The organism is Streptomyces sp. 130, from assembly GCF_007096885.1.
Classification (GTDB): domain Bacteria; phylum Actinomycetota; class Actinomycetes; order Streptomycetales; family Streptomycetaceae; genus Streptomyces.
Genome location: NZ_VJNO01000001.1, coordinates 243,215 through 268,532, shown reverse-complemented (window position 1 = coordinate 268,532; position 25,318 = coordinate 243,215). Strand labels below are relative to the sequence as shown.

Below are 25,318 nucleotides of genomic sequence, written 5' to 3'. Positions count from 1 at the left end.
GCAAGCACCACCGGGTGCGGTTTCCGACAGGTGGGACGTGGAATCTACTCTCGTACGCATGCAGAGCCTGGCGATGATCGAGAACTGGCCCGTGCCCACCGCGGCGGCGGCCGTCGTACGAGCGGACGGCACGGTCGCCGGTACGCACGGCCCGACCGCGCACCGCTTCCCGCTCGCCTCCGTCACCAAACCGCTCGCGGCCTACGCGGCGCTGGTGGCGTACGAGGAGGGCGCCGTGGAGCTGGACGAACCGGCGGGCCCCGAGGGCTCGACCGTGCGCCACCTCCTGGCCCACACCAGCGGCCTGGCGTTCGACGAGCACCGGGTGATGGCCCCGCCCGGCAACCGGCGCCTCTACTCCAACGCGGGCTTCGAGGTGCTGGGCGACCACATCGCGAAGGCCACCGACATCCCGTTCCCTGAATACGTGCGCCAGGCGGTCCTGGAACCGCTCGGGATGACGGCGACCACCCTGGACGGCTCCCCCGCCAAGGACGGCGTCTCCACCGTCGCCGACCTCGCGCGCTTCGCCGCCGAGGTGCAGGCCCCCCGCCTCCTCGACCCGCGCACCGTGCTCGCCGCGCAGACCGTGGTCCACCCGGGCCTGAAGGGCGTCCTTCCCGGCTACGGCCACCAGAACCCCAACGACTGGGGCCTCGGCTTCGAGATCCGCGACTCGAAGGCCCCGCACTGGACCGGCGCCTCCTCCTCCCCCGCGACCTTCGGCCACTTCGGGCAGTCGGGCACGTTCCTCTGGGTCGACCCGGCGGCGGGCGCGGCCTGCGTCGCGCTCACCGACCGGGCCTTCGGCCCGTGGGCGGTCGAGGCGTGGCCGGCGTTCACGGACGCGGTCCTGGCGGAGCTGGCGGGGTGACCGCCGGAATACGCCACGGCGCCTCCTGACCGGTGACCGGTCGCTCGGCCCGCCCGGTCGCGCTCAAGGCGATCCGCCCGGAATCGGCCAACGATCCCGGCCGACGGCCTGCTCGGGCGGTGACCCCTCCGGGCAGCCGGTTCCCGGAGCGCCGCATCGTGCCGCCCCCCGAGGAAGTCACGGCCGGGACCGCCCGTCCGTCAGCGGTCGTTCACCGTCGCGACCCGGCCCGCGTACCGCTGGGTCCAGCCGGTGCCGGTGTCGGCGGTGAGCACCACGTCGTAGTAGCCGTGCTCGGTCGGCCAGTCCACCACCGCGGAGTGGCCGCCGGGGACGGTGACCTTGCGGGTGCCGCCCGCGTAGTCGTTGGCCTCCAGGGTGTAGCGGACCGGGTGGCGGCCGTCGTTGTGCAGGCCCAGGCGGACCACCGGACGCCTGCCCCGGACCAGCCGTGCCTCGACGCGCGGCAGGCCGATGTGGCGGGTGCTCGCGTCCTCGGGGAGGAGCTGGCCGGCGAAGGAGCGCAGGAAGCCGTCCGGGCCGTACACCGAGAAGGCGTACCTGCCGTCGGTGGCGGTCGTGTCCCAGGTGTACGAGCGCGGGGTCGCCGCGCTCACCGTGTGCGGGATGTTCTCGAACGGGAGGTACCGGTCGGGGAAGACCTGGAGGCTCACCGCCTTGCCCTCCGGGCCGCCGGTCAGCGTCATCTCGGCGGTCACGGTGCCGGCGGCCCGGTCCTCGGTGAGCACGGCGTGCGGGTGGAAGGAGAGGCCGCGCGGCTCCATCCGGTCGCGGGGCGGCCTCGGCGGGGTGCCGGTGACCGGGTCGGCGATGACGACCGGGCCGGGGCGCGGGTGCGCGAAGTCGATCGCGCTGGTCAGGTCGCCGGCGATGGAGCGGCGCCACGGCGTGATGTTCGGGCAGGTGAACGGCTTGCCCAGGTGCGCGGCCCAGGTCTCCAGGAACTTCACGGTGGAGGTGTGGTCGAAGACCTCCGAGGCGACGTAGCCGCCGCGCGTCCACGGTGAGACCAGGAGCATCGGGACGCGGGGCCCGAAGCCGTACGGGGTGGTGCCGGAGTACTCGCCGGGCGTGCCGGCCTCCGGGCGCGGCGGCAGGACGTGGTCGAACTTCCCGTCGTTCTCGTCGTACGTGATGATCACCAGGGTGTGGTTCCAGATGTCCTCGTTGCTCTGGAGGGTCTTCAGCACCTTGTTCATGTACCGCTCGCCGTGCACCGTGTCGAAGCCCGGGTGCTCGCTCCACGCGGCGGGCATGACCACCCAGGACACCTCGGGCAGCGGGTGCTCGGCGCCCGGCTCGCAGGCGGCGATCAGGTCGCGCAGGACGGCGTCCAGATTGGCCTCGGAGTCGTCGTTGGGCGTGGTGGCGCCCGCGTAGACGAAGGAGTTGGCCTTCCAGACCCTGCCGGTGCCCGGTTCGAGCTCGGCCGGATCGACGGTGCGGGGGTCGAAGGCGGCGAAGCTGTTGGTGACGTTGCAGCCGTACTCGCCGACGTATCCGCTCTGGAGGCTCTTGCCGACGCCGTTGCCGCTGTTGTCGGAGTAGACCCGCCAGTTGATGCCCGCCTGCTGGAGCTGTTCGGGGACGGTGGTCCAGCGGCGGCTGTAGTCGTTCTGTCCGGCGTTGCTGGTCTCGCCGCCCGCCGTGCCGCTCATCAGGTAGTAGCGGTTGGGGATGGTGGGCCCGTGCAGCGAGCAGAAGTTCATGTCGCAGACGGTGTACTGCGAGGCGAGGGAGTACATCCACGGCATGTAGTCGGGGGTGTAGTACCACATGCAGTGGTCGCCCTTGTCCTGCACCCAGGTGTTCCAGCGCCCGCCGTTGGCACCGTAGAAGTTGTGCTTGTCGCTCCAGGTGGCGGTCGACACGGCGGGCGTGACGATGGCACCGGTGGCGTCGCGCTGCTGGAAGACGTTCGTGCCGTCCTGGAACGTCAGGACCTGCTTGTCGTCGTGGCCGCGCACCCCCTTCAACTGGCCGAGGTAGTGGTCGAAGGAACGGTTCTCCTGCATCAGGATCACCACGTGCTTCAAGTCGGAGATGTCACCCTTGAAGCCTTCGGGCAGACGGTATTCGGCCGCCTCGGCCTGCGCGCCGCCGACCGCCTCGGCCACCGGCCCCGCGGCGAGGGCGCCGAGCGAGACGGCGGCCGTCTGCAGCATCCGGCGGCGGCTGATCCGCAGGTCGTTGGTGAGCTCGCCGGTGTCGTCGGCGTCGGCGGGCAGGCCGGTGGTGTCCGGGCAGGGGATCTCGCTGATCTGAAGGGTCATCGGGGGCACCTCTGGGGGAGAGTCGTTCACAAGGGGGAGGGACGTCTGCGCGCCTGCGAAAACTAGGCCGCCGGTACGAACGGCGGGCGAACCGTGGACGTATTCCTGAGGCACCGGCAGATTTACATGGCCCTGCCATACAGTCGAGGTCCCGCACGGGTGACAGCCGGAAATGGCGCCCCGATGGCCGGTCGGCCGGTCTTGCCGGAACCCTGGCCGCCGGTCCCGGACGGCCGCTACGCTCCCCGCCCATGACCGACGAGACAGTCCGCGCCACCGCGTCCGACGTACCCGCGCTCGCGGGCGTGCTGGCCAGCGCGTACGCCGAGGACCCGGTCTGGTCCTGGCTGATGCCCCGGGACCGGGACCGGCGGCTGCGGCTGCTGTTCACCGCGCACCTGGCGCGGCAGGTCCCGGCGGGCCGGGTGTGGACGGACGAGGACCGCACGGTGGCGGCCGTCTGGGCGGAGCCCGGCGCGTGGAAGCTCCCCGCCAGCTACCTGTTGCGCAACGCGGGCACCCTGCTCCGGGCGTGCCGGGCGCAACTCCCCCGTACGGCCGGGCGCCTGCTCGCCCTGGAACACCGGCACCCGGCCCGCCCCGCGCACTGGTACGTGGAGTACATCGGCACCCACGCCGACGCGCGCGGTACGGGTCGCGGCTCGGCGGTCCTCGGCGGCCTGCTGGAACGGGCGGACGCGGACGGCCGTCCGGTCTTCCTGGAGTCGAGCAACAGCCGCAACCTCACGTTCTACCGCCGCCACGGCTTCGAGGTGCGCGAGGAGATGACGTTCCGGTCGGGCCCGCCGATGTGGTCGATGTGGCGGCGGTAGTCCGCCCCCGCCTCCGAGATCTCCGTCACCCACTGTGTTTATGCGCTCGGTATTTGGTTACGAGACGTAGTGACAGACCGTCAGTACCGGACGGAAGGCAGGAACATGAACGCCCTCATCGTGCTGATCCTCGTCGCGGTCCTCGCCCCGCTCGCCTTCGTGGCCCTGGCCCCGAAGGTGCCCGCGCGGCGCAACGCGTTTCCCGGCCGGAGCAGCGGCCGAAGCCGCCGGCGGCCGGCGGCGGTACGGCTGAGCGAGATCCCGCGCCAGCAGACCGGCCGGCACCACGCCCGCTGACGCGGCCCGGTGGCCGGGGCGCCGGTCAGTCGCACAGCTCCCAGACCAGCGCCTCGGCCGCGCCCGCCGCGACCAGTTCGAGGCCCCGTTCACCGGTGATCCGGGCCGCGTCGCCCGCCGTCAGCTCCTCGGCGCCGACGCGTACCGTCCCGCGCACCACGTGCACGTACGCCCGGGGTGCGTCCGGGACCGCCGCGCGCTCGCCCTCCGCGAGGCGGCGCACGTGGAGCATGGCGCCCGCCTCGGGCAGGGCGTACGGGGTGGAGTCGGCGATGCCCGGGACGGTCGTGTACGAGGGCTCGCCGCCGGGCTCCAGGGGCGCGAGCCACATCTGAAGGAAGGTCAGCGGCCGGTCGCCGTCGTTGCGTTCGACGTGGCGCACGCCGGACGCGGCGCTGAGGTGCTGGACGTCACCGGCCCGGACCACCGTGGCGTGGCCGGCCGAGTCGCGGTGCGTCAGCTCGCCCTCGACGACCCAGGTGACGATCTCCGTGTGGCTGTGCGGGTGCTCCTCGAAGCCCGCGCCGGGCGCGAGGCGCTCCTCGTTGCAGGCCAGGACCGGGCCGAAGCGGAGGTTGTCGGGGTCGTAGAAGGAGCCGAAGGAGAAGGCGTGCCGGGAGGCGATGCCGGCCGCCGCGTCCCCGCCCTCGAACCGGTCGCCCGCGCGGTGTACGGAAATCACCGGTCCACGGTAGCCCGCCGGCCCCCGCGCGGCCCCGCCGGCGGCGGAACCGGCCCGCGACCGGCCCCGGCCATCGGAGGGCGCGTCCGGATAAGGCAGTCTTGTCTACGTGCCCCGACCCGATCCTGAGCAGCCCGCTGCGAACGACGCCCATCTCCATGCCGCGACCCTGAAGCGGCTCGAGCAGTCCTCCGGCCGGCTGGCCGCGAACGCGATCGCCCGCATGGACGAGTCGCTGCCGTGGTACCGGGCGATGCCCCCGGAGAACCGGTCCTGGATCGGCCTGGTCGCCCAGGCCGGTATCGCCGCGTTCACCGAGTGGTTCCGGCATCCGGAGACCCCGCAGGCGATCTCGACCGACGTCTTCGGGACCGCCCCGCGCGAGCTGACCCGGGCGATCACGCTGCGGCAGACCGTCGAGATGGTGCGGACCACGATCGAGGTGATGGAGGCCGCGATCGACGAGGTCGCCGCGCCCGGTGACGAATCGGTGCTGCGGGAGGCGCTGCTCGTCTACGCCCGCGAGATCGCGTTCGCCACCGCCCAGGTGTACGCGCAGGCGGCCGAGGCCCGGGGCGCCTGGGACGCCCGCCTCGAATCGCTCGTGGTGAACGCGGTGCTGTCCGGTGAGGCCGACGAGGGGGCCGTCTCACGGGCCGCCGCCCTCGGCTGGAACTCCCCGGAGCACGTCTGCGTGCTGCTCGGCACCGCCCCGGACGGGGACAGCGAGCTGACCGTGGAGGCGATCCGGCGCGCCGCCCGGCACGCCAAGCTCCAGGTCCTCACCGGGGTGCTCGGCAACCGCCTCGTCGTCATCGCGGGCGGCAGCGACAACCCGCTCCAGGTGGCGAAGGCCCTGATCGGGCCGTACGCGGCGGGCCCCGTGGTGGCCGGACCGGTGGTGGCGGACCTGCTGGCCGCGACCCGGTCCGCGCAGGCCGCCGCCGCCGGGCTGAAGGCGTGCGGAGCCTGGCAGGACGCGCCGAGGCCGGTGCTCGCGGACGATCTGCTGCCGGAGCGCGCGATGGCGGGCGACCCTGCCGCGCGCGAGCAGTTGGTGGAGGAGATCTACAGACCGCTGGAAGAAGCGGGCTCCGCGCTCCTGGAGACGCTGAGTGTGTATCTGGAACAGGCGAGCAGCCTGGAGGGCGCGGCCAGGATGCTCTTCGTGCATCCCAACACCGTGCGCTACCGGCTTCGACGTGTGACAGACGTCACCGGCTGGTCGCCTTCCGATGTGCGCTCGGCGTTCACTCTGCGAATCGCCCTGATCCTGGGGCGCCTGGCCGACCGGGATACGCAGTCCTAGTCTTTTGTCGGACATCAACAATTCCCCCTACGGTTCTTCGTCCCTGTCCCCACGGGTCTTCCGGACCGTTCACAAGAGAGAGTGTGAGGGTGCTCGTACTCGTCGCTCCCGGCCAAGGCGCTCAGACGCCCGGCTTCCTGACTCCCTGGCTCGACCTCCCCGGTGCCACCGACCGCGTCGCGGCCTGGTCCGAGGCCATCGGGCTCGACCTCGTGCGCTACGGCACCGAGGCCGACGCGGACGAGATCCGCGACACCGCGGTGGCCCAGCCGCTGCTGGTCGCCGCCGGTCTGCTCTCGTCCGCCGCGCTCGGCGCCTCGCCGGACGTCGTCGCCGGCCACAGCGTCGGTGAGATCACCGCCGCCTCGTTCGCCGGTGTCATCGGCGAGGAGGCCGCGCTCCGCTTCGTCCGTACGCGCGGGCTCGCCATGGCCGAGGCCGCCGCGGTCACCGAGACCGGGATGGCGGCGCTGCTCGGCGGCGACCCCGAGGTGACCGTGCCGCACCTGGAGAAGCTCGGGCTGACCCCGGCGAACGTCAACGGGGCCGGCCAGATCGTCGCCGCGGGCACCGCCGCGCAGATCGCCGCGCTGGGCGAGGACAAGCCGGAGGGTGTGCGCCGCGTGGTGCCCCTGAAGGTGGCCGGCGCCTTCCACACGCACCACATGGCTCCGGCCGTCGAGCGGCTGCGTGCGGCGGCCGGGGACCTGGACGTCTCCGACCCCTCGGTCACGTACGTCTCGAACGCCGACGGAAAGACCGTCGCCACCGGACGCGAGGTCATCACCCGGCTCGTCGGCCAGGTCGCCAACCCGGTCCGCTGGGACCTGTGCATGGAGACCTTCAAGGAGCTGGGCGTCACCGCGCTCATCGAGGTCTGCCCCGGCGGCACGCTCACCGGCCTGGCCAAGCGGGCGCTGCCCGGCGTCCCGACCCTCGCGCTCAAGACCCCCGACGACCTCGACGCGGCCCGCGCGCTCATCGCTGAGCACGCGGGCGCCTAAGGAGCCCGAGAGCATGTCGAAGATCAAGCCCAGCCAGGGCGCTCCCTACGCGCGGATCATGGGTGTCGGCGGCTACCGCCCGACCCGGGTGGTGCCCAACGAGGTCATCCTGGAGACGATCGACTCGTCCGACGAGTGGATCCGTTCCCGCTCCGGCATCGCGACCCGCCACTGGGCCTCCGAGGAGGAGACCGTGGCCGCGATGTCCGTCGAGGCGTCCGGCAAGGCCATCGCGGATGCCGGGATCGCCCCGGAGCAGATCGGCGCGGTCATCGTCTCCACCGTCTCGCACTTCAAGCAGACCCCGGCCATCGCGACCGAGATCGCCCACAAGGTCGGCGCCGGCAAGCCCGCCGCGTTCGACATCTCGGCCGGCTGCGCGGGCTTCGGCTACGGGCTGACCCTGGCCAAGGGCATGATCGTCGAGGGCTCGGCGGAGTACGTACTCGTCATCGGTGTGGAGCGGCTGAGCGACCTCACCGACCTGACCGACCGGGCCACGGCCTTCCTGTTCGGCGACGGCGCCGGAGCGGTCATCGTCGGCCCCTCCGAGGTGCCCGCCATAGGCCCGACGGTCTGGGGCTCCGAGGGCGACAAGTCCGAGACGATCAAGCAGACCGTGGCGTGGAACGACTTCCAGCTCGGCGATGTCACGAAGCTGCCCCTCAATGCACGCGGCGAGGTCAAGTTCCCCGCCATCACGCAGGAGGGCCAGGCGGTGTTCCGCTGGGCCGTCTTCGAGATGGCGAAGGTCGCCCAGCAGGCGCTGGACGCGGCCGGGATCTCCGCGGAGGACCTGGACGTCTTCATCCCGCACCAGGCCAACATGCGGATCATCGACTCGATGGTGAAGACGCTCAAGCTGCCGGAGAGCGTCACGGTCGCCCGTGACGTGGAGACCACCGGCAACACCTCCGCCGCCTCCATCCCGCTCGCCATGGAACGGCTCCTGGCAACCGGTCAGGCCAAGAGCGGCGACACCGCGCTCGTCATCGGCTTCGGGGCGGGTCTCGTCTACGCCGCGACGGTCGTTACTCTCCCCTAGGCACACCGGGCTTTTCGCCCGGACGCCCGAACCCAGCAGATAATCACCGAAGGAGCCCCGAAATGGCCACGCAGGAAGAGATCGTCGAGGGTCTCGCCGAGATCGTCAACGAGATCGCCGGTATCCCGACCGAGGACGTCAAGCTCGACAAGTCCTTCACGGACGACCTGGACGTCGACTCGCTGTCCATGGTCGAGGTCGTCGTCGCCGCCGAGGAGCGCTTCGACGTGAAGATCCCGGACGAGGACGTCAAGAACCTCAAGACCGTCGGCGACGCCGCGGACTACATCCTCAAGCACCAGGACTGATCCAGCCGGTTCGTGTGTCGCCACCCGGCGGTGGCGCCGCTGATTCACGACCCCCTACACGTGGAGAAGATTTTCCAGTGAACTCGACCAATCGCACCGTGGTCGTCACCGGTATCGGCGCAACCACTCCGCTGGGTGGCGATTCCGCATCGACCTGGGAAGGTCTGATGGCCGGGCGTTCCGGCGTCAAGCCTCTCGAGGGCGAACGTTTCGCCGAACTGCCCGTCCGGATCGCGGCCCTGGCGGCCGTCGATCCCGCTGACGTCCTGCCCCGTCCGCTCGCCCGCCGCCTGGACCGCTCGGCGCAGTTCGCGCTGATCGCGGCCCGCGAGGCATGGGCGGACGCGGGTTTCACCGGCAAGGCCGGTGAGGACGAAACGATCCAGCCCGAGCGGCTGGGTTCGGTGATCGCCTCCGGCATCGGCGGCGTGATCACCCTGCTCGACCAGTACGACGTGCTGAAGGAGAAGGGCGTACGCCGCGTCTCCCCGCACACCGTGCCCATGCTCATGCCCAACGGCCCGGCCGCGAACGTGGGCATCGAGGTGAACGCCCAGGCGGGCGTCCACACCCCGGTCTCCGCCTGCGCCTCGGGTGCCGAGGCGGTCGGGTACGCCGTCGAGATGATCCGCACCGGCCGTGCCGACGTGGTCCTCGCCGGCGGCACCGAGGCGGCGATCCACCCGCTGCCGATCGCCGCGTTCGCCAACATGATGGCGATGTCCAAGAGCAACGACGAGCCGGAGAAGGCTTCCCGCCCGTACGACGTGGGCCGCGACGGCTTCGTCCTCGGCGAGGGTGCCGGCGTCGTCGTCCTGGAGTCCGCGGAGCACGCGGCGAAGCGCGGCGCCCGGGTCTACTGCGAGGTGCTGGGCCAGGGCCTCTCGGCCGACGCCCACCACATCGCGCAGCCGGAGCCGACGGGCCGCGGTATCGCTGCGGCGATGCAGAACCTGCTGGACCAGACGGACCTCAAGCCGTCCGAGATCGCCCACCTGAACGCCCACGCGACGTCCACCCCGCAGGGTGACATCGCGGAGGTCAAGGCGCTGCGCTCGGTGCTGGGCGACGACCTGGACCACGTCGCGATCTCCGCGACGAAGTCGATGACGGGTCACCTGCTCGGCGGTGCGGGCGGCATCGAGACCGTGGCGACGGTCATGGCGCTGCACCACCGGATGGCTCCGCCGACGATCAACGTGGACCACCTGGACGAGGAGATCGAGGCGGACATCGTCCGGGACGCGCCCCGGGCGCTGCCGGAGGGGCCGATCGCGGCGATCAACAACTCGTTCGGCTTCGGCGGCCACAACGTGGTGCTGGCGTTCCGTAGCGTCTGACGCGCGAAGCGCGTCGCTTGTACGTGGAGCCCGTGCCCCTCACGTGGGGGTGCGGGCTTCGTCGTGGTGTTCGGGGGCGCTGCCCCGGTCACACGACCTGGTGGAGCCAGCGGACGGGCGCGCCCTCGCCCGCGTGGCGGAAGGATTCCAGTTCGTCGTCCCAGGGTTTGCCCAGAAGCTTGGCGATCTCCGCCGCCAGGTCCGTCTCGCCGCCCGCGGAGCGGGCCAGTGCGGCGCGGAGGCGGTCCTCGGGGACCAGGATGTCGCCGTGCATGCCGGTGACGGCGTGGAAGATGCCCAGCGCGGGCGTCGAGCTGTAGCGCTCGCCCTCCGCCGTGGGCGACGGCTCCGCCGTCACCTCGAAACGCAGCAGGTCCCAGCCGCGCAGCGCGGACGCCAGCTTGGACGCCGTGCCGGGCCGTGCCTGCCAGGAGAATTCGGAGCGCCAGGTGCCCGGCGCGGCCGGCTGTCTGATCCAGTCGAGCTGCACCCGCCCGCCGAGGACTCCCGCCACCGCCCATTCGACGTGTGGGCAGAGCGCGCGCGGTGCGGAGTGAACGTACAGGACTCCACGTGTCGTCACCGGGACCTCCAGTGTGGGACGAGGTTCGCCTTCCCCAGCGGCCTGTCATCAGTAAACAGCATCGGGAGTTATTCTCCGGAAAAGCGACAGTATGTGACGCGGTGTGATGTTCGGATGCCACCCGAGTGGAGCCGGGCGCCGCGAAAGCCACTGGTTCGACGGGGAAAAGCTACCGCGCCCCGGTGTCGGAGGTGTGACGTACCGTCGGTCCCGGGGCCCTTCTTCGCTCAGTCTTCACCTGGCGGAGCGGCGGGGCACGAACAGGAGGAGACCAGGCAATGCCGGATCGGTCCGTACGGCACCGCTCACGCACCGCACTGGCGGGGCTGGCCGCTCTGGCCTGCCTGGGCTCGGCTGCGCTGGCCGGCTGCGGCTCGGGGTCCGACGGGACGACGAAGGGCTCGGCGGCCGAGCACCGGCCGTCGCCGGCGGCGGGTCCGGTCTGGGACCCGCGCCCCAAGTCGATCGCGGCGGTCGGGGACTCCATCACGCGCGGCTTCGACGCGTGTTCGGTGCTGGCCGACTGCCCGGAGGTCTCCTGGTCGACCGGCACGGACAGCTCGGTGCGCAGCCTGGCGGTGCGGCTGCTCGGCGCGTCCGGTGCGGCGGACCACAGCTGGAACCACGCGGTGACGGGCGCCCGGATGGCGCAACTGCCGGAGCAGATGGCGCTGGCGGCGGCCGAGGACCCGGACCTGGTGACCGTGATGATCGGCGCCAACGACGCCTGCCGGGACTCGGTGCGGTCGATGACCCCGGTGGCGGACTTCCGGGCGTCGTTCGAGGCGTCGATGCGCAAGCTGCGGGCCGGGGCGCCGAAGGCGCAGGTGTACGTGTCGAGCGTGCCGGACCTGAAGCGGCTGTGGTCGCAGGGGCGCGCCAACCCGCTGGGCAAGCAGATCTGGAAGCTCGGGATCTGCAAGTCGATGCTGTCCGACGCGGACGACATGGGCGCGGCGGCGGTGGCCCGGCGCACCGCGGTGCAGGAGCGGGTCGTGGCGTACAACGAGGTGCTGCGCGAGGTGTGCGCGAAGGACCGCCGCTGCCGGTACGACGGCGGGGCGGTGTTCGACTACCGGTTCACCGGCAAGCAGCTCAGCCAGTGGGACTGGTTCCACCCCGGCCGCAACGGACAGGCGCGGCTCGCCGAGATCGCCTACCGAAATGTCACAGCCGTGCGGCCCCCCGCGTAGAGTCGTGATCATGGAAACGAGCGCGGGCACGGTGATCGGTACGGAGCACTTCGGCACCCTCGCGGACGGCACCGCGGTGCACCGCTGGACGCTGGAGCGGGACGGCACGCGGGTGTGTGTCCTGACGTACGGCGGCATCGTGCAGTCGGTCGAGGTGCCGGACCGGGACGGCGCGCGGGCCGGGATCGCCCTCGGGCTGCCCGACCTGGCCTCGTACCAGGAATACACGGCGCCGTACTTCGGCGCGCTCGTGGGCCGGTACGCGAACCGGATCGGCGGGGCCTCCTTCGAGCTGGACGGCCGTACGTACCACCTCACGCGCAACGAGGGCCGCAACCAGCTGCACGGCGGGCTGCGCGGCTTCGACAAGCGGGTGTGGGACGCGCGCGCGGTCCCGGGCGGGGTGGAGCTGTCCTTCGTCTCGGCGGACGGCGAGGAGGGGTTCCCCGGGCGCGTCGAGCTGACGGCGGCGTACACGCTGGACGAGGGCGGGGCGCTGCGCATCGCGTACCGGGCGGTGACGGACGCGCCGACCGTGCTGAACCTGACGAACCACACCTACTGGAATCTGGCGGGCGCGGACAGCGGCAGCGCGCTCGGCCAGCGGCTGCGGATCGCGGCGGGGGCGGTCACGCCGGTGGACGCGGAGTCGCTGCCGACCGGCGAGTTCCTGGCGGTGGAGGGCACGCGCTTCGACTTCCGCGAGTCCCGGCCGGTGAGCAAGGGGTACGACCACAACTTCGTGCTCGACGGCACCGCCCCGGCGGCGGAGCTGTACGACGAGGGGTCGGGGCGGGTGCTGACGGTGACGACGACGGAGCCCGGGCTCCAGCTGTACACGGCGGACCACTTGGACGGGCGGCCGTTCGACCCGTGCGCCGGGATCGCCCTGGAGACCCAGCACTTCCCGGACTCGCCGAACCGGCCCGGGTTCCCGAGCACGGTGCTGCGGCCGGGCGAGGAGTTCGCGTCCACGACGGTGTACGGGTTCTCGGTGCGCTAGCGGTGCGCCGAGCGGGGCGGCGGGCTCAGCCCTCGGCGGCCGTCTCGCCCTTGCCCGCGTCCTCCGGCTCCTCCTCGTCCGGTTCCCCGTCCCCCACGAGGCCCCGCGCCAGCAGGGTCGCCCCCGCGACGGCGCCGGGCATGAGGAACACGGCGACGAACGGCAGCATGAACACCAGCCCCAGCGGCACGCCGAAGCCGAGGGTGCGCATGCGGTGGGCGCGCAGCAGGGCGAGGCGGTCCTTCAGCACCATGCCCCGGCGCTGGAGCGCGACGGCGGTCAGCTCCTCGGCCAGGAAGTACCCGGTGACGCAGAAGCCGATGACGGGGACGACGGTCTGCCCGGCCACGGGCACGAATCCGAGGGCGAAGAGCAGGATCGTATACAGCCCGACCCGTACCAGGACGCGCACGCTGTCGCGGGCGGAGATCCACAGCTCCCGCCAGAGCGGCAGTCCGGATTCGGGGACCGTGCCGCCCTCGGTGCGCTCGACCTCCTCGGACAGCGACTCGTAGAAGGGCTGCCCCACCAGCAGGGTCACGGCGGTGAAGGTGATCACGGCCAGGAACAGGCCGAGGACGAAGACCAGCACGGTCAGGGTGTTGCGCAGCAGGCCGAGCCAGGGCGAGGACCAGTCGTCGGCGAACGGCGTCGCCCACGCCACCAGGTCGTCGGCGCCGTAGCCGAGGCCGACGAGGGCGCCCGCGTACAGCACGAGGGTGATCAGGCCGGGCAGCAGCCCCACGCCGAACCACTTGCCGTGGCCGAACACCCAGCGCTGGCCCTTGATGAGAAAGCCGAGCCCCGCCCCGAGATCACGCATGGCGTCAGCCTAACGGGACCGGGACGGGGCTCGGTTCAGTGGTGCGGGGGCGGTCAGGCGACCGCGAGCTCCACCTTGATGTTGCCGCGCGTGGCGTTCGAGTACGGGCAGACCTGGTGGGCCTTCTCGATGAGCGCCTGCGCGGTCGCCTTGTCGACGTTCGGGATGGTCGCGGTGATGGCGACCTCCAGGCCGAAGCCGCCGGCCTCGGTCTTGCCGATGGAGACCGCCGCGGTCACCGTGGAGCCGGAGATGTCGGCCTTCTCCTGACGGGCGACGACGCCCAGCGCGCCCTGGAAGCAGGCGCTGTAACCGGCGGCGAAGAGCTGCTCCGGGTTGGTGCCGGCGCCGCTGCCGCCCATCTCCTTCGGCGGGTTGACGACGACGTCGAGCTTGCCGTCGTCCGAGGCGACGCGGCCGTCACGGCCGTTCTCCGCGGTGGCGACGGCGGTGTACGCGACGGCTATGTCCTGAATGGTCATGCTGAGGATTCCTCCTGCTGATGCGCCGCGACTCGCGCCCACGATCGCGACGGCCTGGGTTGAGCCTAACGGGTGCGGGGAAGGGTGGTTCAGCCGAGGGAGACGATCATCTTCCCGGTGTTCTCGCCGCGCAGCAGGCCGAGGAAGGCGTCGACGCCGTTCTCGATGCCCTCGACGACCGTCTCGCGGTACTTCAGCTCACCCGAGGACAGCCAGCCGGCGACGTCCTGGACGAACTGCTGCTGGAGGTCCTGGTGGTCCGCGACGAGCATGCCCTGGAGGCGCAGCCGCTTGCCGATGACCAGCGCGAGGTTGCGCGGGGCCGGGGTGGGCTCGGTGGCGTTGTACTGGGCGATCATGCCGCAGATGGTGGCGCGGCCGTGCACGTTGAACGAGGAGATCGCGGCCTCGAGGTGCTCGCCGCCGACGTTGTCGAAGTAGACGTCGATGCCGTCGGGGGCGGCCTTGCGCAGCTGCTCGGCGACGGGCCCGTCCTTGTAGTTGAACGCGGCGTCGAAGCCGTACTCCTCAGTGAGGAGCTTGACCTTCTCGTCGGAGCCGGCGGAGCCGATGACCCGGGACGCGCCCTTGATCTTCGCCATCTGGCCGACCTGGCTGCCGACCGCGCCGGCGGCGCCGGAGACGAAGACCGCGTCGCCCTCCTTGAAGGACGCCACGTCGAACAGGCCCGCGTAGGCGGTGAGCCCGGTCATGCCGAGCACGCCGAGGTAGGCGGAGAGCGGGGCGATCGAGCCGTCGACCTTCACCGCGTGCTGGGCGGGGACGCTCGCGTACTCGCGCCAGCCGAGGCCGTGCAGGACGTGATCGCCGGCCTGGAAGCCCTCGGCGTTGGACGCGACGACCTCGCCGACGGCGCCGCCGTCCATGGGGTGGTCGAGCTTGAAGGGCGGGGTGTACGACTTCACGTCGTTCATCCGGCCGCGCATGTACGGGTCCACGGAGAAGTGCAGGTTGCGCACCAGGACCCGGCCCTCGGCGGGGGCGGCGACCGGGGCCTCACGCAGCGCGAAGTCCTCGGCCTTCGGCCAGCCGTGCGGGCGGGCGGTGAGGTGCCATTCGCGGCCGGACGCGGGAAGAGCGGACATGGGCTCGGGGTCTCCTCGGGGTGGGGGTGCGGGGATCTCGGCGGCGAGAAAACTTCACCACCTGAAACAACCATGCTCCTGGATATTTCACGTTGTCAAGCAACTCGCTATCCTGGGTGTCATGGCCACCTCGCGCACAGACCCCCTGACCCTCGAAGTCATCGAGCTGATCGGCAGCGTCGTGGCGCGCTACTACGAGGAGTACGAGCAGGCCGCCGCCGCGCACAGCCTCACGGGCGCGCAGGCCCGCGTCCTGGGACTGCTGTCCGTGGAGCCGCTTCCCATGCGCCGGATCGCGCAGAAGCTGAAGTGCGAGCCGTCCAATGTGACGGGGATCGTGGACCGGCTGGAGGCGCGGGGGCTGGTCGAGCGGCGCCCCGACCCGGCCGACCGGCGGGTGAAGCTGGCCGCGCCGACCGAGCGGGGCGCGGCGACGGCCGCGCGGCTGCGGGACGCACTGGACTTCGCGCGGGAGCCGCTGGCGGGGCTGCCCGCGGCGGACCGGACGGCGCTGCGGGATCTGCTGCGCCGGATGCTGGGCGCGTGAGCGGCGCAGCGCCGGCCGGGCCGGGCTTCGGGCCCCGTGAGTTCCAGCTCGTCCTGTTGCGCCGGATGGCGGACCACCAGCCGGGTCTGGTGGAGGACGCCCGGCACGAGTTGGGCGCGACGCCCGCGGAGATGCGGGAGGCGAACCGGCGGTGGCAGGCCATGGTCCGGGCGCCGCGGGGGCGGGGCGCCCTGCGGCGCTACCGGTCGGTGCTCGGGGAGCCGGAGTCGGCGGGGCGGCGGGTCCTCGGTGACCTGGAGTTCGACGTACTGCTGTGGCCGGTACCGCTCTGGCCGGAGCTGCGGTTCGAGGTGATGGTGGCGCCGGGCGGGGCGGTGTGGAACGAGTGGCTGGTGCGGGCGCGGGGTGCGGCGGAGCCGGTGCTGAGGACGGTGGACGACCTGGTGCCCTGGTCGTGCACGGTGGACGAGGTCGCCCGCGCCTTCGCCCCGGCGCGGCCGATGGAGGGGAGCGCGCCGACGCGGTTCGCGCTGCGGGTGGGGTCCGGGGCGGGTGCGTGTGTCGCGGAGTTCACGTGGGGGTTGTTGCCGCGGGTGGGGCCGGGGGGCGGAGGGGGCCTCGGTCGCCGGCGGGCCGGGACGTGCCGTCCAGGCGCCCTCAAGCGCCGGACGGGCTGGTTCCGCCACGCGGGCACTGACCCTGCGGGCCCAAGGCGCCCTCAAGCGCCGGACGGGCTGGTTCCGCCCGCGGGCACTGACCCCGCGAGTCCAAGGCGCCCTCAGACGCCGAGCGGGCTGGCTCCGCCACCCAGGCACTGACCCCCGAGAGTCCCAGGCGCCCTCAGGCGCCGGCCGGGCGGGGTCCGCCACGCGGGCACTGACCCCGCGGGCCCAAGGCGCCCTAGGCGCCGGACGGGCTCGTTCCGCCACCCAGACACTGACCCCCGCGAGTCCCAGGCGCCCTCAAGCGCCGGACCGGCTCGTTCCGCCACCCAGGCACTGACCCCGCGAGTCCAAGGCGCCCTAGGCGCCGGACGGGCTGGTTCCGCCACGCAGGCACTGACCCCGCGAGCCCAAAACGTCCCCAAGCGCCCGCCGAACTGGTTCCGCCACGCGGGCACTGACCCCAGCGAGTCCCAGGCGTCCTCAGGCGCCGGGCGGGCTGGGGTTGGTTGGCCGGGCGGGTTGGGATTCGTCGGGTGGGGCCGGCCACGCGGTGGGTTCCTACGCGTGGGCGCGGTCCGGGCGGGCGGGGGTTCGTACGGCTCCGCGCGCTGCGCGCGCGCAACGCGCCCGACACGCCGTCAGGTGGTCCCTCCTCCGGCTCAGCCCAGCGGGCGCGGGGGCCCCGAACGGCGCAGGCTTTCAGGAGAGCCGGCTGTCCGTCGGTCGCCCTCAACGCTCTCGGGAGGAATCCGCCGTGACCGTCAGCCTTGAGCAGTTGCGCCGTTGCCACGTCGCCGTCGACCTGGGGGCCGCCCGCACCCGGGTGTACGTCAAGGGGCCCGGCCTCGTCGTGGACGAGCCGAGTGTCGCCGCCGTCAACACCCGTACCGGCTCACTGATCGCCGTGGGCGCGCTCGCCGAGCAGATGACGGGCCGCACCCCGGACTACATCCGGGTGGCCAGGCCCGTGTCCGGCGGGACCGTCGTGGACATCGAGATGGCCCAGCGCATGCTGCGCCACCTGCTCGGCGAGAAGCTCCGCCGCCAGTTGCGCCGCAAGCCCTGGCTGCGCGCCGCCGCCTGCACCCCGCACGACAGCGACCCGCTGGCGCGGCGGGCCTCCGTGGAGACCCTGGTCGGCCTCGGCGCCCGGCGGGTGGAGCTGGTCGACACCCTGATCGCGGCGGCCGTCGGCTCCGGGCTGCCGGTCGAGCAGCCGACCGCGACCATGATCATGGTGTGCGGGGCGGCGACGACACAGATCGCGGTGCTCTCGCTCGGCTCGATCGTGACGGCGGTACGCCTCCCGGTCGGCGGCGACGCGATCGACCACGCGGTCATCCAGCACCTGCGCCAGCACCACGAACTGATGCTGCCGAGCCAGTCCGTGCGCCCCCTCCAGCTCGCCCTGAGCGGCACCGGGCTGACCCCCCAGGGCCCCTCGGTCACCGAGATCCACGGCCGGGACGTCGCCACCGGCCTCGCCCGGACCGTCCAGGTCGACACCGCCGCGATCCGGCAGGCGATCCACCGCCCGCTCACCGCGGTCCTGGACGGTGTCGGCAAGGTGCTGCGGGACTGCCCGCCCGACCTGGTCGCCGACCTCGCCGACTGCGGGATCATGATGGTCGGCGGGAGCGCCCTGCTGCCCGGCCTCGACCAGATGCTGCGCGACGCGACCGGCGTGCCGGTGCACATCGCGGAGCGGCCCGACACCTGCTCGATCCTCGGCCTGGGCGCCATGATGGAGGGCGAGATCAGCCCCCTGGTGCTCGACCCGCTGGCGAGCTGACCCCGGGGCGGGAGCGGCGGATGACGGACCGGCCGCCGGGGGATTTCCCGGACCGCGGGCTGCCCAGATCGCCCCTGCTGCCCCGGCTCCTCGAAGCCGTGCTGAGCGTCGGCTCGGACCTGGAACTCCGGGCCACGCTCCAGCAGATCATCGACACCGCGACCGCCCTGACCGACGCCCGGTACGGGGCGCTGGGCGTACTGGACCCCGGGCGCGGCACGATCCGCGAGCTGTACGTGTGCGGGATGACCGAGGACGAGCAGGCGGCGATCGGTGACTTCCCGGACGGGCACACCGGCATGCTCGGCGCGCTCGTGGACGCCCCGGGCCCGCTGCGCTCGGACGACCTGACCACCGATCCGCGGGCCACCGGCGTCCCGCCCGGGCATCCTGCGATGCGCTCGTTCCTCGGTGCCCCGATCCGGGTGCACCACGAGGTCTTCGGCAACATCTACCTCGCCGAGAAGCACACCGGGCACTTCACCGGGACGGACGCGGGACTGCTGAAGGTCCTCTCCGCACAGGCGGGCATCGCGATCGGCAACGCCCGGCTGTACGAGAGCGCCCGCCAGCGGGCACGCTGGATCGAGGGTGCGGCGGCCGTCACCAACACCCTGCTCACCGGCGAGAACCCGTCCGACGCGCTGACGACGGTGGCGGAGCGGGCGCGGCTGCTCAGTGACGCGGCGGCCGGGGTGATCCTCCAGCCCACCGAGGCGGGCGGGATGGAGATCGTGGTCGCCTCGACGCACGAGGACCCGGCCGGTCTGGTGGGCACGGCGATCGCCCCCGGCTCTCCCGTCCTGGAACAGCTGCTCGGCGGCGAGGCCGTGTTCATCGAGGACTCGGCGACCGATCCCCGGATGACGACGCCGGTACGGTCGCGGTTCGGGCCGAGCATGATGCTGCCGCTGCAGAGCGGGGGCCGGCTCATCGGGACGCTCGCCCTGCCCCGGCGGCGCGGAGCCCGCCCGTACACCGGTCTGGACCGGCTGCTGGCCGCCCAGTTCGCCTCGCAGGCCGCGCTGGCGCTGGTGCTGGCGGACGCGCAGCAGGACCGGGAGCGGCTGGCGGTGTACGAGGACCGCGACCGGATCGCGCGGGACCTGCACGATCTGGTCGTCCAGCGGCTGTTCGCCACCGAGATGATGCTGGAGTCGACGCGCCGGAGGGCCGGTGCCGGGGAGACGGGTGAGCTGCTCGGGACGGCCGTGGACGAGCTGGACTCCACGATCCAGGAGGTGCGGACGGCCATCTTCGCGCTCCAGCAGCCACCCGCCGAGGCTCCCGCCACCTTCCGGGGCCGGGTGCTCCGGGAGACGGGGGGCGCGGCGGCGGTGCTCGGCTTCCAGCCGTCGGTGCGGTTCGCCGGGGCGGTGGACGCGCTGGTGGCGGAGCCGGTCGGCAAGCGGCTGCTCGCGGCGCTGCGGGGCGCCCTGGCGGCGGCGCACCGGCGGGCCGGGGTCTCGGCGATCGAGGTGGAGGTGGACGCGACGGCGACCCTGCCGGACGGGCGGGGCGCGGTCCGCCTCACGGTGGCGGACGACGGGCACGAGCCGGACGGTTCGCGGGCGGGGACGGTGACCTGGGAGGCGCCGCTGTGAGGGCGCCGCCGGTCACGGGCCGGGCGCGGCCCGCAGGGCGACCCGGGTGTTGGAGTGCGCGACGCCCGCCTCGCGCTTGAGGCGGCGCAGGAGGGTGTCGAGGGCCGCGGTGTCGGCGGCGGTGGCGCGTACGAGATAGTCGTGGCCGCCCGTCACGTGCACCACCTCGGTGATCCCGGGCAGGGTCAGCACCGCCCGTTCGAACGTGTCGTTGGTGGTGTCCATCCGCAGGGTCACGTCGATGAAGACGACGAGCCCGGTGCGGGTGTCGGCGGCCGGGTCCACGATCACCGTGAAGCCGCGGATGACGCCGTCCTTGCGCAGCCGCCGGACCCGGTCGGCCGCCGCGTTGGCACTGAGCCCGACCCGGACGCCCAGGTCGCGGTACGAGATCCGGGCGTCTTCCTGGAGGACACCGAGGATTTCCCTGTCCAGACGATCCATGGTCCCCATTGTCCCAGCTTCTCCGCATATACGAAGAACGAGGAGCCGTCCCCCGTACGGAGCAGGCCGACGGGCCCGCGGTCCGTCGCCGCCCTTGACTGGCCGTGTGGACACAGCCGCGAAGCAGTCACCCCCACCCGTGGACGCCCCGGGTTCCGCCGCGTACCGGAATCTGATCATGGCCACCATCGGCTTCACGCTCACCTTCTGGGCGTGGAACCTGATCGCGCCGATGTCGGGGGACTACAAGGAGCGCCTCGGCCTGAGCTCGTTCCAGCAGTCGCTGCTGGTGGCGGTGCCGGTGCTGGTCGGCTCGCTGGGGCGCATCCCGGTGGGCGCGCTGACCGACAAGTTCGGGGCGCGGCTGATGTTCCCGCTGACCTCGGCGCTGACCATCCTGCCCGTCCTGCTGCTGATCCCGGCGAAGAACTCGTACGGGGCGATGCTCGCCGTGGGCTTCCTGCTGGGGGTCGGCGGCACGACGTTCGCGATCGGCATCCCGCTGGTCAACTCCTGGTTCCCGCCCGCCAAACGCGGCCTCGCGCTCGGCGTCTTCGGCATGGGCATGGGCGGTGTCGCGCTGTCCGGCTACTTCACGCCGCGCATCGCCAAGCACGGCGACAACCTGCCGGTCCTCGTGGTCGCCGCCGCCCTCGTGGTGTACGCGGCGCTCGCCGGGCTGCTCATCAACGACCACCCGGGCCGCAAGGTGCCGACGGATTCGCTGGCCCACCGGCTGGGCTCGGCGGGCCGGCTGCGGGTGACCTGGGAGCTGTCCGCGCTGTACGCGATCGGCTTCGGCGGCATCGTGGCGTTCGGCGTGTACCTGCCGACGTACCTCAAGACCTGGTACGAGCTGACGCCGACCGACGCGGGCACGAAGGCGGCCGGGTTCGCCCTGGTGACGGTCATCTTCCGGCCGATCGGCGGCTGGCTCTCGGACCGCGTCCACCCGGCGGTCGTCACCTCGGTGGCGCTGGGGGTGGCCGCCCTGATGGCGATCGTCCAGGCGTTCGACCCGAGGCTGGACCCGACGGGCACGGTCGCGCTGCTGGTCATGGCGGCGGGCCTGGGCACCGCGAGCGGCAGCGTCTTCGCGCTGGTCTCGCAGGTCACCCCGCAGGCGAAGGTGGGCAGTGTGACCGGCATCGTCGGCGCCATGGGCGGACTCGGCGGGTTCCTGCCGCCGCTGGTGATGGGCGCGATCTACAGCGCGAAGGACTCGTACTCGATCGGCTTCATGCTCCTGTCCGACCTGGCGCTCGCGGGCTGTGTGTACGCGTACGGGCGCATGCGGAACGTGCGGCGGGACGAGTGAGGGCGCGGCGCGCGCGCCGGGCGCGAGGCGGAGCGCGCGCCGCCGGGGCGCGAGGCGGAACGCGCGTGCCGCCGGGGCGTGAGGCGGAACGCGCGTGCCGCCGGGGCGTGAGGCGGAACGCGCGTGCCGGGCGTGAGGCGGACCGTGCGCCGCCGGGCGCGGGGCGGAACGCGCGTGCCGAGGCGCGAGGCGGAGCGCGTGCGCCGAGCCGTCAGGCGGAGCGCCCGCGCCGGGCTAGGAACGGAGCGCGTGCGCCGAGGAGTGAGGCGGACCGTGCGTGCCGGGCTAGAACGGAGCGCGTGCGCCGAGCCGTCAGGTGAGCCCCGCGCGCCGGGCTAGAGACAGACGTCCACACCGAGGCGTCAGACAGACCGCCCGCACCCGACTAAACAACGGAGCGCGTACGCCAAGCCGTCAGGCGAACCGTGCGCACCGGGCTAGGAACCGAGCGCGTGCGCCGAGGCGCGAGGCGGAGCGCGCGCCGCTAAGCGCGAGGCGGGCCGCCCGCACCGGGCTAGAAACGGAGCGCGTACGCCGAGCCGTCAGGCGAACCGCGCGCCGGGCTAGAGACAGACCTCCACACCGAGGCGTCAGACAGACCGCCCGCACCGGACTAAACGACGGAGCGCGTGCGCCGAGCCGTCAGGCGGACCGCCCGCGCCGAGGCGTCAGGCGGACCGCGCGCCGAGGCGTCAGACGGGCCGCGCGCCGAGCCGTCAGGCGGGCCGCCCACACTGGGCTAGGAACGGAGCGCGAACGCCAAGCCGTCAGGCGAACCGCCCGCGCCGGGCTTGAGACGGACCGCCCGCGCCAGGCGTCAGGCGGACCGTGCGCCAGGCGTCAGACGGCACCGTGCGCCGAGGCGTCAGACGGGCCGCGCGCCGGGGCGTCAGACGGCGCCGTGCGCCGGGGCGTGAGGCGGGACTCATTCGCGCCGGTTCGCGGGGCCGGGGGAAGCGCCGCGATCTAGGGTGCGCAGGGTGATGCCACTTCTGCCCGCACTCCAGGACGTGACCGGTCCGGCAGCCGCCCGCGAGGCCGTCCGGTTCGACGACGTCACCCTCACCTACTCCGGCCTGGCCCGGGTCACCGACGCCCTGGCGGCCCGCCTCACCGGCGCGGACCGGGTCGCCGTCTGGGCCACACCGACCGCGCACACCGTCGTCGCGGTGGTCGCCGCGCTCCGGGCCGGGGTGCCGGCCGTACCGCTGAACCCGAAGACGGGGGAACGGGAGCTGGCCCACATCGTCGCGGACAGCGCGCCCGCACTGGTGCTCGCCTCGCCCGACGAGGTGCTCCCGCCCGCCCTGGCCGGCCTGGAACGCCTGGACGTCACCACCGCGCCCCCGGATGTCGCGCCCGCCGCCGGTCTCCCCGAACCGGACCCGGAGTCCCCCGCGCTCGTCGTGTACACCTCCGGGACGACCGGCCCGCCGAAGGGCGCCGTCCTCCCCCGCCGGGCGCTCGCCGCCTCGCTGGACGCGCTGGAGGACGCCTGGCGGTGGACCGCCGACGACGTCCTGGTGCACGCGCTCCCCCTGTTCCACGTGCACGGGCTGATCCTCGGCGTGCTGGGCCCCCTGCGCCGGGGCGGCTCGGTGCGCCACCTGGGCCGGTTCTCGCCGGACGGCGTGGCCCGGGAGCTGGCCGCGGGCGGCACGATGCTGTTCGGTGTGCCGACCATGTACCACCGGCTCGCGGAGGCGCTGGCGGACCCGGACGCGTCGGCCGGGCTCGCCGAGGCCCTGGCGGGCGCCCGGCTGCTGGTCTCCGGGTCGGCCGCGCTGCCGGTCCACGACCACGAGCGCATCACGGCGGCGACCGGGCGCCGGGTCATCGAGCGATACGGCATGACGGAGACCCTGATGAACACGGGCGTGCGGGCCGACGGCGCCCCGCGCCCCGGCACGGTCGGGCCGCCCCTGCGCGGGGTGGAGCTGCGCCTGGTCGAGGACGACGGCACCCCGCTCACCGGCGCGGACGCGATCGGCGAGATCCAGGTGCGCGGGCCCAATCTGTTCACCGGCTATCTGAACCGGCCCGACGCGACGGCCGCCGCGCTCACCCCCGACGGCTGGTTCCGGACCGGAGACATGGCCACGGTCGACCCGGACGGCTATGTGCGCATCGTCGGCCGCAGGGCGACGGACCTGATCAAGAGCGGCGGCTACAAGATCGGCGCCGGGGAGATCGAGAACGCGCTGCTCGACCACCCCGGCGTGCGGGAGGCGGCGGTCACCGGCGAACCCGACGCGGACCTCGGCGAGCGGATCGTGGCCTGGGTGGTGCCCGCCGACCCGGCCGCCCCGCCCACCGCCGGGGAGCTGGCGGACCATGTCGCCGCCCAGCTCGCCCCACACAAGCGCCCGCGCGCCGTCCGCTACCTGGACGCGCTGCCCCGCAACGACCTGGGCAAGATCATGAAGCGGGCGCTCCATGGCTGAGCGGCTGACGGCACGCGAGGCGATCGCCGCGCTCACCGACCGTTTCACCGAGTCCGCAGCCCCGGCCGAGTCCGCCGCCCCGGCCGGGGACACCGGGGGCGACGGCCCGCTCGGCTGGACCGGCTACGCCGCATCGCGGGCCCGGGCCGCCGCCCGTACCGGCGAGCAGGAGTCCGTCGTGCACGGCACCGCCGTGGTCGGCGGGCACCCGTGCGTGCTGATCTCGTTCGAGTTCGGGTTCCTGGGCGGGTCGCTCGGGCAGCGCACCGGGGACCGGCTCGAAGCGGCGTACGAGGAGGCCGTCACCCGGCGGCTGCCGCTCGTCTCGCTGATCGCCACGGGCGGCAGCCGCATGCAGGAGGGCATGATCGCGCTGACCCAGCTCCAGCGGGTGGCCCGTGCCTCGGCCCGGCTGCGGGAGGCGGGCCCGGCGCAGCTCGCCGTCCTGCGCGACCCGACGACCGGGGGCGGCTGGGCCACGCTGGGCGCGGGCGCGGATGTGATCCTGGCGGTGCCCGGGGCGCAGATCGGGTTCGCCGGGTCACGGGTGCGTCCGGCCGACGCCGACCCCGCCGCGTACACCGCCGAGGGCCAGTTCGCGGCCGGTTCGGTCGACGCGGTCGTGGCGCCCGGGGAGCTGCCGGCCGTGGTCGGCTCCTGGCTCGGCCTGCTCGCCCGCCCGGACGCACCGCCCTCCCCCGCCCCGGTCCCGGCGGCGCTCGCGGCGGCGGAACCGCCGAAGACCGGCTGGGACGCCGTGCTCCGCGCGCGGGCGGCGGACCGGCCGCGCGCCGGCGCCTATCTGGACGCCTACTTCGACGCGCGCCTTCCGCTGAGCGGCGACCGCTGCGGCGGCACGGACCCGGGGCTGCTCTGCGGATTCGGGCTGCGCGAAGGGCGTGCGGTGGCGTACGTGGCGCAGTGCGGTACGGCGACCCGCCCGGCCGGTTACCGGACGGCGGCCCGGGTGATCCGGCTCGCCGACCGCTTGGGCGTCCCGGTCCTCACGCTGATCGACACGCCGGGCGCGGCCAACGACGCGGAGGCGGAGCGGGCGGGCGCGGGGGCGGCCATCGCGGACGCGTTCGCGGCGGTGGCGGCGGCCCGGGTCCCGGTCACGACGCTGGTGATCGGCGAGGGCGGCTCGGGCGGGGCGCTGGCCCTGGCCGCGCCGGACAACACGCACGTCACCCCGGACAGCTACTTCTCGGTCATCGCGCCGGAGCTCGCCGCCGCGATCCTGAAGCGCCCCCCGGACCGGGTCCGGGCCACGGCCGGGCAGCTGCGGCTGCGCCCGCAGGACCTGGTGGAGCTGGGCGTGGCCCGCTCGGTGGCCGGACCGCGAGCCGACGGGCAGGCGAGGTGAA

23 protein-coding genes and 1 pseudogene are annotated in these 25,318 nt (G+C 73.3%); 17 read left to right on the top strand and 7 right to left on the bottom strand.

All coding sequences use genetic code 11. The annotated features are described in order from the left end of the window. Positions 1–58: 58 nt before the first annotated feature. Complete coding sequence (locus FKN01_RS01260; RefSeq protein WP_143615793.1) at positions 59–874, top strand: serine hydrolase; 816 nt, start codon at positions 59–61, stop codon at positions 872–874. 200 nt (positions 875–1,074) lie between these two features. On the opposite strand, the gene FKN01_RS01255 is transcribed toward FKN01_RS01260, so the two are convergent. Next, positions 1,075–3,168: an alkaline phosphatase family protein gene (locus FKN01_RS01255; protein ID WP_143615792.1), complete on the bottom strand. Its 2,094-nt coding sequence runs from the start codon at positions 3,166–3,168 to the stop codon at positions 1,075–1,077. Positions 3,169–3,419: 251 nt separating this feature from the next. On the opposite strand from FKN01_RS01255, the gene FKN01_RS01250 reads away from it, so the two are divergent. Both FKN01_RS01250 and FKN01_RS01245 read left to right on the top strand, forming a co-directional pair. After that, on the top strand, positions 3,420–4,001 hold the full coding sequence (locus FKN01_RS01250) for a GNAT family N-acetyltransferase (protein ID WP_143615791.1): 582 nt from the start codon (positions 3,420–3,422) through the stop codon (positions 3,999–4,001). Positions 4,002–4,106: 105 nt separating this feature from the next. Then, positions 4,107–4,298 carry a hypothetical protein gene (locus FKN01_RS01245; RefSeq protein ID WP_143615790.1) on the top strand — a complete coding sequence of 64 codons (192 nt, stop codon included), beginning with the start codon at positions 4,107–4,109 and terminating at the stop codon, positions 4,296–4,298. Positions 4,299–4,323: 25 nt separating this feature from the next. Here FKN01_RS01245 and FKN01_RS01240 read toward each other — a convergent pair whose 3' ends face one another. Further along, entirely contained in the window at positions 4,324–4,980 is a 657-nt protein-coding gene (locus FKN01_RS01240; protein WP_143615789.1) for a pirin family protein, read from the bottom strand. A 109-nt stretch (positions 4,981–5,089) separates the two neighbouring features. On the opposite strand from FKN01_RS01240, the gene FKN01_RS01235 reads away from it, so the two are divergent. The 5 genes from FKN01_RS01235 to fabF all read left to right on the top strand — a co-directional run bounded on the left by FKN01_RS01235 (position 5,090) and on the right by fabF (position 9,986). Beyond that, positions 5,090–6,289, top strand: a complete 1,200-nt coding sequence (locus tag FKN01_RS01235; protein ID WP_026171552.1) for a CdaR family transcriptional regulator — start codon at positions 5,090–5,092, stop codon at positions 6,287–6,289. An 89-nt stretch (positions 6,290–6,378) separates the two neighbouring features. Beyond that, positions 6,379–7,293 (top strand): ACP S-malonyltransferase, encoded by a 915-nt coding sequence (locus tag FKN01_RS01230; protein ID WP_143615982.1) that lies wholly within the window; start codon positions 6,379–6,381, stop codon positions 7,291–7,293. Positions 7,294–7,306: 13 nt separating this feature from the next. After that, on the top strand, positions 7,307–8,338 hold the full coding sequence (locus tag FKN01_RS01225) for a ketoacyl-ACP synthase III (RefSeq protein ID WP_143615788.1): 1,032 nt from the start codon (positions 7,307–7,309) through the stop codon (positions 8,336–8,338). A 62-nt stretch (positions 8,339–8,400) separates the two neighbouring features. Further along, positions 8,401–8,646 carry an acyl carrier protein gene (locus FKN01_RS01220; protein ID WP_143615787.1) on the top strand — a complete coding sequence of 82 codons (246 nt, stop codon included), beginning with the start codon at positions 8,401–8,403 and terminating at the stop codon, positions 8,644–8,646. 77 nt (positions 8,647–8,723) lie between these two features. After that, complete coding sequence (fabF, locus tag FKN01_RS01215; protein WP_143615786.1) at positions 8,724–9,986, top strand: beta-ketoacyl-ACP synthase II; 1,263 nt, start codon at positions 8,724–8,726, stop codon at positions 9,984–9,986. 88 nt (positions 9,987–10,074) lie between these two features. Here fabF and FKN01_RS01210 read toward each other — a convergent pair whose 3' ends face one another. Next, positions 10,075–10,569: a DUF3145 domain-containing protein gene (locus FKN01_RS01210; protein WP_073965313.1), complete on the bottom strand. Its 495-nt coding sequence runs from the start codon at positions 10,567–10,569 to the stop codon at positions 10,075–10,077. 278 nt (positions 10,570–10,847) lie between these two features. Between FKN01_RS01210 and FKN01_RS01205 the strand changes: the two genes are divergently transcribed. Next, positions 10,848–11,762 (top strand): SGNH/GDSL hydrolase family protein, encoded by a 915-nt coding sequence (locus FKN01_RS01205; protein ID WP_143615785.1) that lies wholly within the window; start codon positions 10,848–10,850, stop codon positions 11,760–11,762. A 10-nt stretch (positions 11,763–11,772) separates the two neighbouring features. Beyond that, positions 11,773–12,765, top strand: coding sequence for an aldose epimerase family protein (locus FKN01_RS01200; protein ID WP_143615784.1), 993 nt, complete (start codon positions 11,773–11,775; stop codon positions 12,763–12,765). Between the two features lie 25 nt (positions 12,766–12,790). Here the strand turns inward: FKN01_RS01200 and FKN01_RS01195 are convergent, their stop codons facing one another. The 3 genes from FKN01_RS01195 to FKN01_RS01185 form a co-directional block, all read right to left on the bottom strand. Next, positions 12,791–13,588, bottom strand: coding sequence for an EI24 domain-containing protein (locus tag FKN01_RS01195; protein WP_143615783.1), 798 nt, complete (start codon positions 13,586–13,588; stop codon positions 12,791–12,793). 53 nt (positions 13,589–13,641) lie between these two features. After that, the gene (locus FKN01_RS01190; RefSeq protein WP_143615782.1) at positions 13,642–14,070 is read right to left on the bottom strand and encodes an organic hydroperoxide resistance protein; all 429 of its coding nucleotides are present in this window, start codon (positions 14,068–14,070) and stop codon (positions 13,642–13,644) included. An 89-nt stretch (positions 14,071–14,159) separates the two neighbouring features. Next, entirely contained in the window at positions 14,160–15,176 is a 1,017-nt protein-coding gene (locus tag FKN01_RS01185; RefSeq protein WP_143615781.1) for an NADP-dependent oxidoreductase, read from the bottom strand. A gap of 121 nt (positions 15,177–15,297) precedes the next feature. On the opposite strand from FKN01_RS01185, the gene FKN01_RS01180 reads away from it, so the two are divergent. The 4 genes and pseudogenes from FKN01_RS01180 to FKN01_RS01165 all read left to right on the top strand — a co-directional run bounded on the left by FKN01_RS01180 (position 15,298) and on the right by FKN01_RS01165 (position 19,745). After that, the gene (locus FKN01_RS01180; RefSeq protein WP_143615780.1) at positions 15,298–15,723 is read left to right on the top strand and encodes a MarR family winged helix-turn-helix transcriptional regulator; all 426 of its coding nucleotides are present in this window, start codon (positions 15,298–15,300) and stop codon (positions 15,721–15,723) included. Further along, positions 15,720–16,292 (top strand): annotated as a pseudogene (locus FKN01_RS32895) (hypothetical protein); the annotation flags it as partial. The gene FKN01_RS01180 and the pseudogene FKN01_RS32895, both read left to right, overlap by 4 nt. An 811-nt stretch (positions 16,293–17,103) precedes the next feature. Further along, the gene (locus tag FKN01_RS01170) at positions 17,104–18,141 is read left to right on the top strand and encodes a rod shape-determining protein (protein WP_143615779.1); all 1,038 of its coding nucleotides are present in this window, start codon (positions 17,104–17,106) and stop codon (positions 18,139–18,141) included. 20 nt (positions 18,142–18,161) lie between these two features. Then, the gene (locus tag FKN01_RS01165) at positions 18,162–19,745 is read left to right on the top strand and encodes a GAF domain-containing protein (RefSeq protein ID WP_143615778.1); all 1,584 of its coding nucleotides are present in this window, start codon (positions 18,162–18,164) and stop codon (positions 19,743–19,745) included. A gap of 12 nt (positions 19,746–19,757) precedes the next feature. Here the strand turns inward: FKN01_RS01165 and FKN01_RS01160 are convergent, their stop codons facing one another. After that, the gene (locus FKN01_RS01160; protein WP_143615777.1) at positions 19,758–20,189 is read right to left on the bottom strand and encodes an Lrp/AsnC family transcriptional regulator; all 432 of its coding nucleotides are present in this window, start codon (positions 20,187–20,189) and stop codon (positions 19,758–19,760) included. A gap of 106 nt (positions 20,190–20,295) precedes the next feature. Between FKN01_RS01160 and FKN01_RS01155 the strand changes: the two genes are divergently transcribed. The 3 genes from FKN01_RS01155 to FKN01_RS01145 all read left to right on the top strand — a co-directional run bounded on the left by FKN01_RS01155 (position 20,296) and on the right by FKN01_RS01145 (position 25,317). Further along, a complete protein-coding gene (locus FKN01_RS01155; RefSeq protein WP_185992692.1) occupies positions 20,296–21,507 on the top strand; it encodes a NarK/NasA family nitrate transporter in 1,212 nt (403 codons plus the stop codon). A 983-nt stretch (positions 21,508–22,490) separates the two neighbouring features. Next, positions 22,491–23,951 (top strand): acyl-CoA synthetase, encoded by a 1,461-nt coding sequence (locus FKN01_RS01150; RefSeq protein ID WP_143615776.1) that lies wholly within the window; start codon positions 22,491–22,493, stop codon positions 23,949–23,951. Then, positions 23,944–25,317, top strand: a complete 1,374-nt coding sequence (locus FKN01_RS01145; RefSeq protein ID WP_143615775.1) for a carboxyl transferase domain-containing protein — start codon at positions 23,944–23,946, stop codon at positions 25,315–25,317. Before FKN01_RS01150 ends, FKN01_RS01145 begins: the two co-directional genes overlap by 8 nt. Position 25,318 lies beyond the last annotated feature (1 nt).

Excerpts from the sequence above, each read along its gene's own strand:
- FKN01_RS01260 (WP_143615793.1), top strand. The coding sequence starts at position 59 with ATGCAGAGCCTGGCGATGATCGAGAACTGGCCCGTGCCCACCGCGGCG.
- FKN01_RS01255 (WP_143615792.1), bottom strand. The coding sequence starts at position 3,168 with ATGACCCTTCAGATCAGCGAGATCCCCTGCCCGGACACCACCGGCCTG.
- FKN01_RS01250 (WP_143615791.1), top strand. The coding sequence starts at position 3,420 with ATGACCGACGAGACAGTCCGCGCCACCGCGTCCGACGTACCCGCGCTC.
- FKN01_RS01245 (WP_143615790.1), top strand. The coding sequence starts at position 4,107 with ATGAACGCCCTCATCGTGCTGATCCTCGTCGCGGTCCTCGCCCCGCTC.
- FKN01_RS01225 (WP_143615788.1), top strand. The coding sequence starts at position 7,307 with ATGTCGAAGATCAAGCCCAGCCAGGGCGCTCCCTACGCGCGGATCATG.
- FKN01_RS01220 (WP_143615787.1), top strand. The coding sequence starts at position 8,401 with ATGGCCACGCAGGAAGAGATCGTCGAGGGTCTCGCCGAGATCGTCAAC.
- FKN01_RS01205 (WP_143615785.1), top strand. The coding sequence starts at position 10,848 with ATGCCGGATCGGTCCGTACGGCACCGCTCACGCACCGCACTGGCGGGG.
- FKN01_RS01200 (WP_143615784.1), top strand. The coding sequence starts at position 11,773 with ATGGAAACGAGCGCGGGCACGGTGATCGGTACGGAGCACTTCGGCACC.
- FKN01_RS01195 (WP_143615783.1), bottom strand. The coding sequence starts at position 13,588 with ATGCGTGATCTCGGGGCGGGGCTCGGCTTTCTCATCAAGGGCCAGCGC.
- FKN01_RS01190 (WP_143615782.1), bottom strand. The coding sequence starts at position 14,070 with ATGACCATTCAGGACATAGCCGTCGCGTACACCGCCGTCGCCACCGCG.
- FKN01_RS01185 (WP_143615781.1), bottom strand. The coding sequence starts at position 15,176 with ATGTCCGCTCTTCCCGCGTCCGGCCGCGAATGGCACCTCACCGCCCGC.
- FKN01_RS01180 (WP_143615780.1), top strand. The coding sequence starts at position 15,298 with ATGGCCACCTCGCGCACAGACCCCCTGACCCTCGAAGTCATCGAGCTG.
- FKN01_RS01165 (WP_143615778.1), top strand. The coding sequence starts at position 18,162 with ATGACGGACCGGCCGCCGGGGGATTTCCCGGACCGCGGGCTGCCCAGA.
- FKN01_RS01160 (WP_143615777.1), bottom strand. The coding sequence starts at position 20,189 with ATGGATCGTCTGGACAGGGAAATCCTCGGTGTCCTCCAGGAAGACGCC.
- FKN01_RS01150 (WP_143615776.1), top strand. The coding sequence starts at position 22,491 with ATGCCACTTCTGCCCGCACTCCAGGACGTGACCGGTCCGGCAGCCGCC.
- FKN01_RS01145 (WP_143615775.1), top strand. The coding sequence starts at position 23,944 with ATGGCTGAGCGGCTGACGGCACGCGAGGCGATCGCCGCGCTCACCGAC.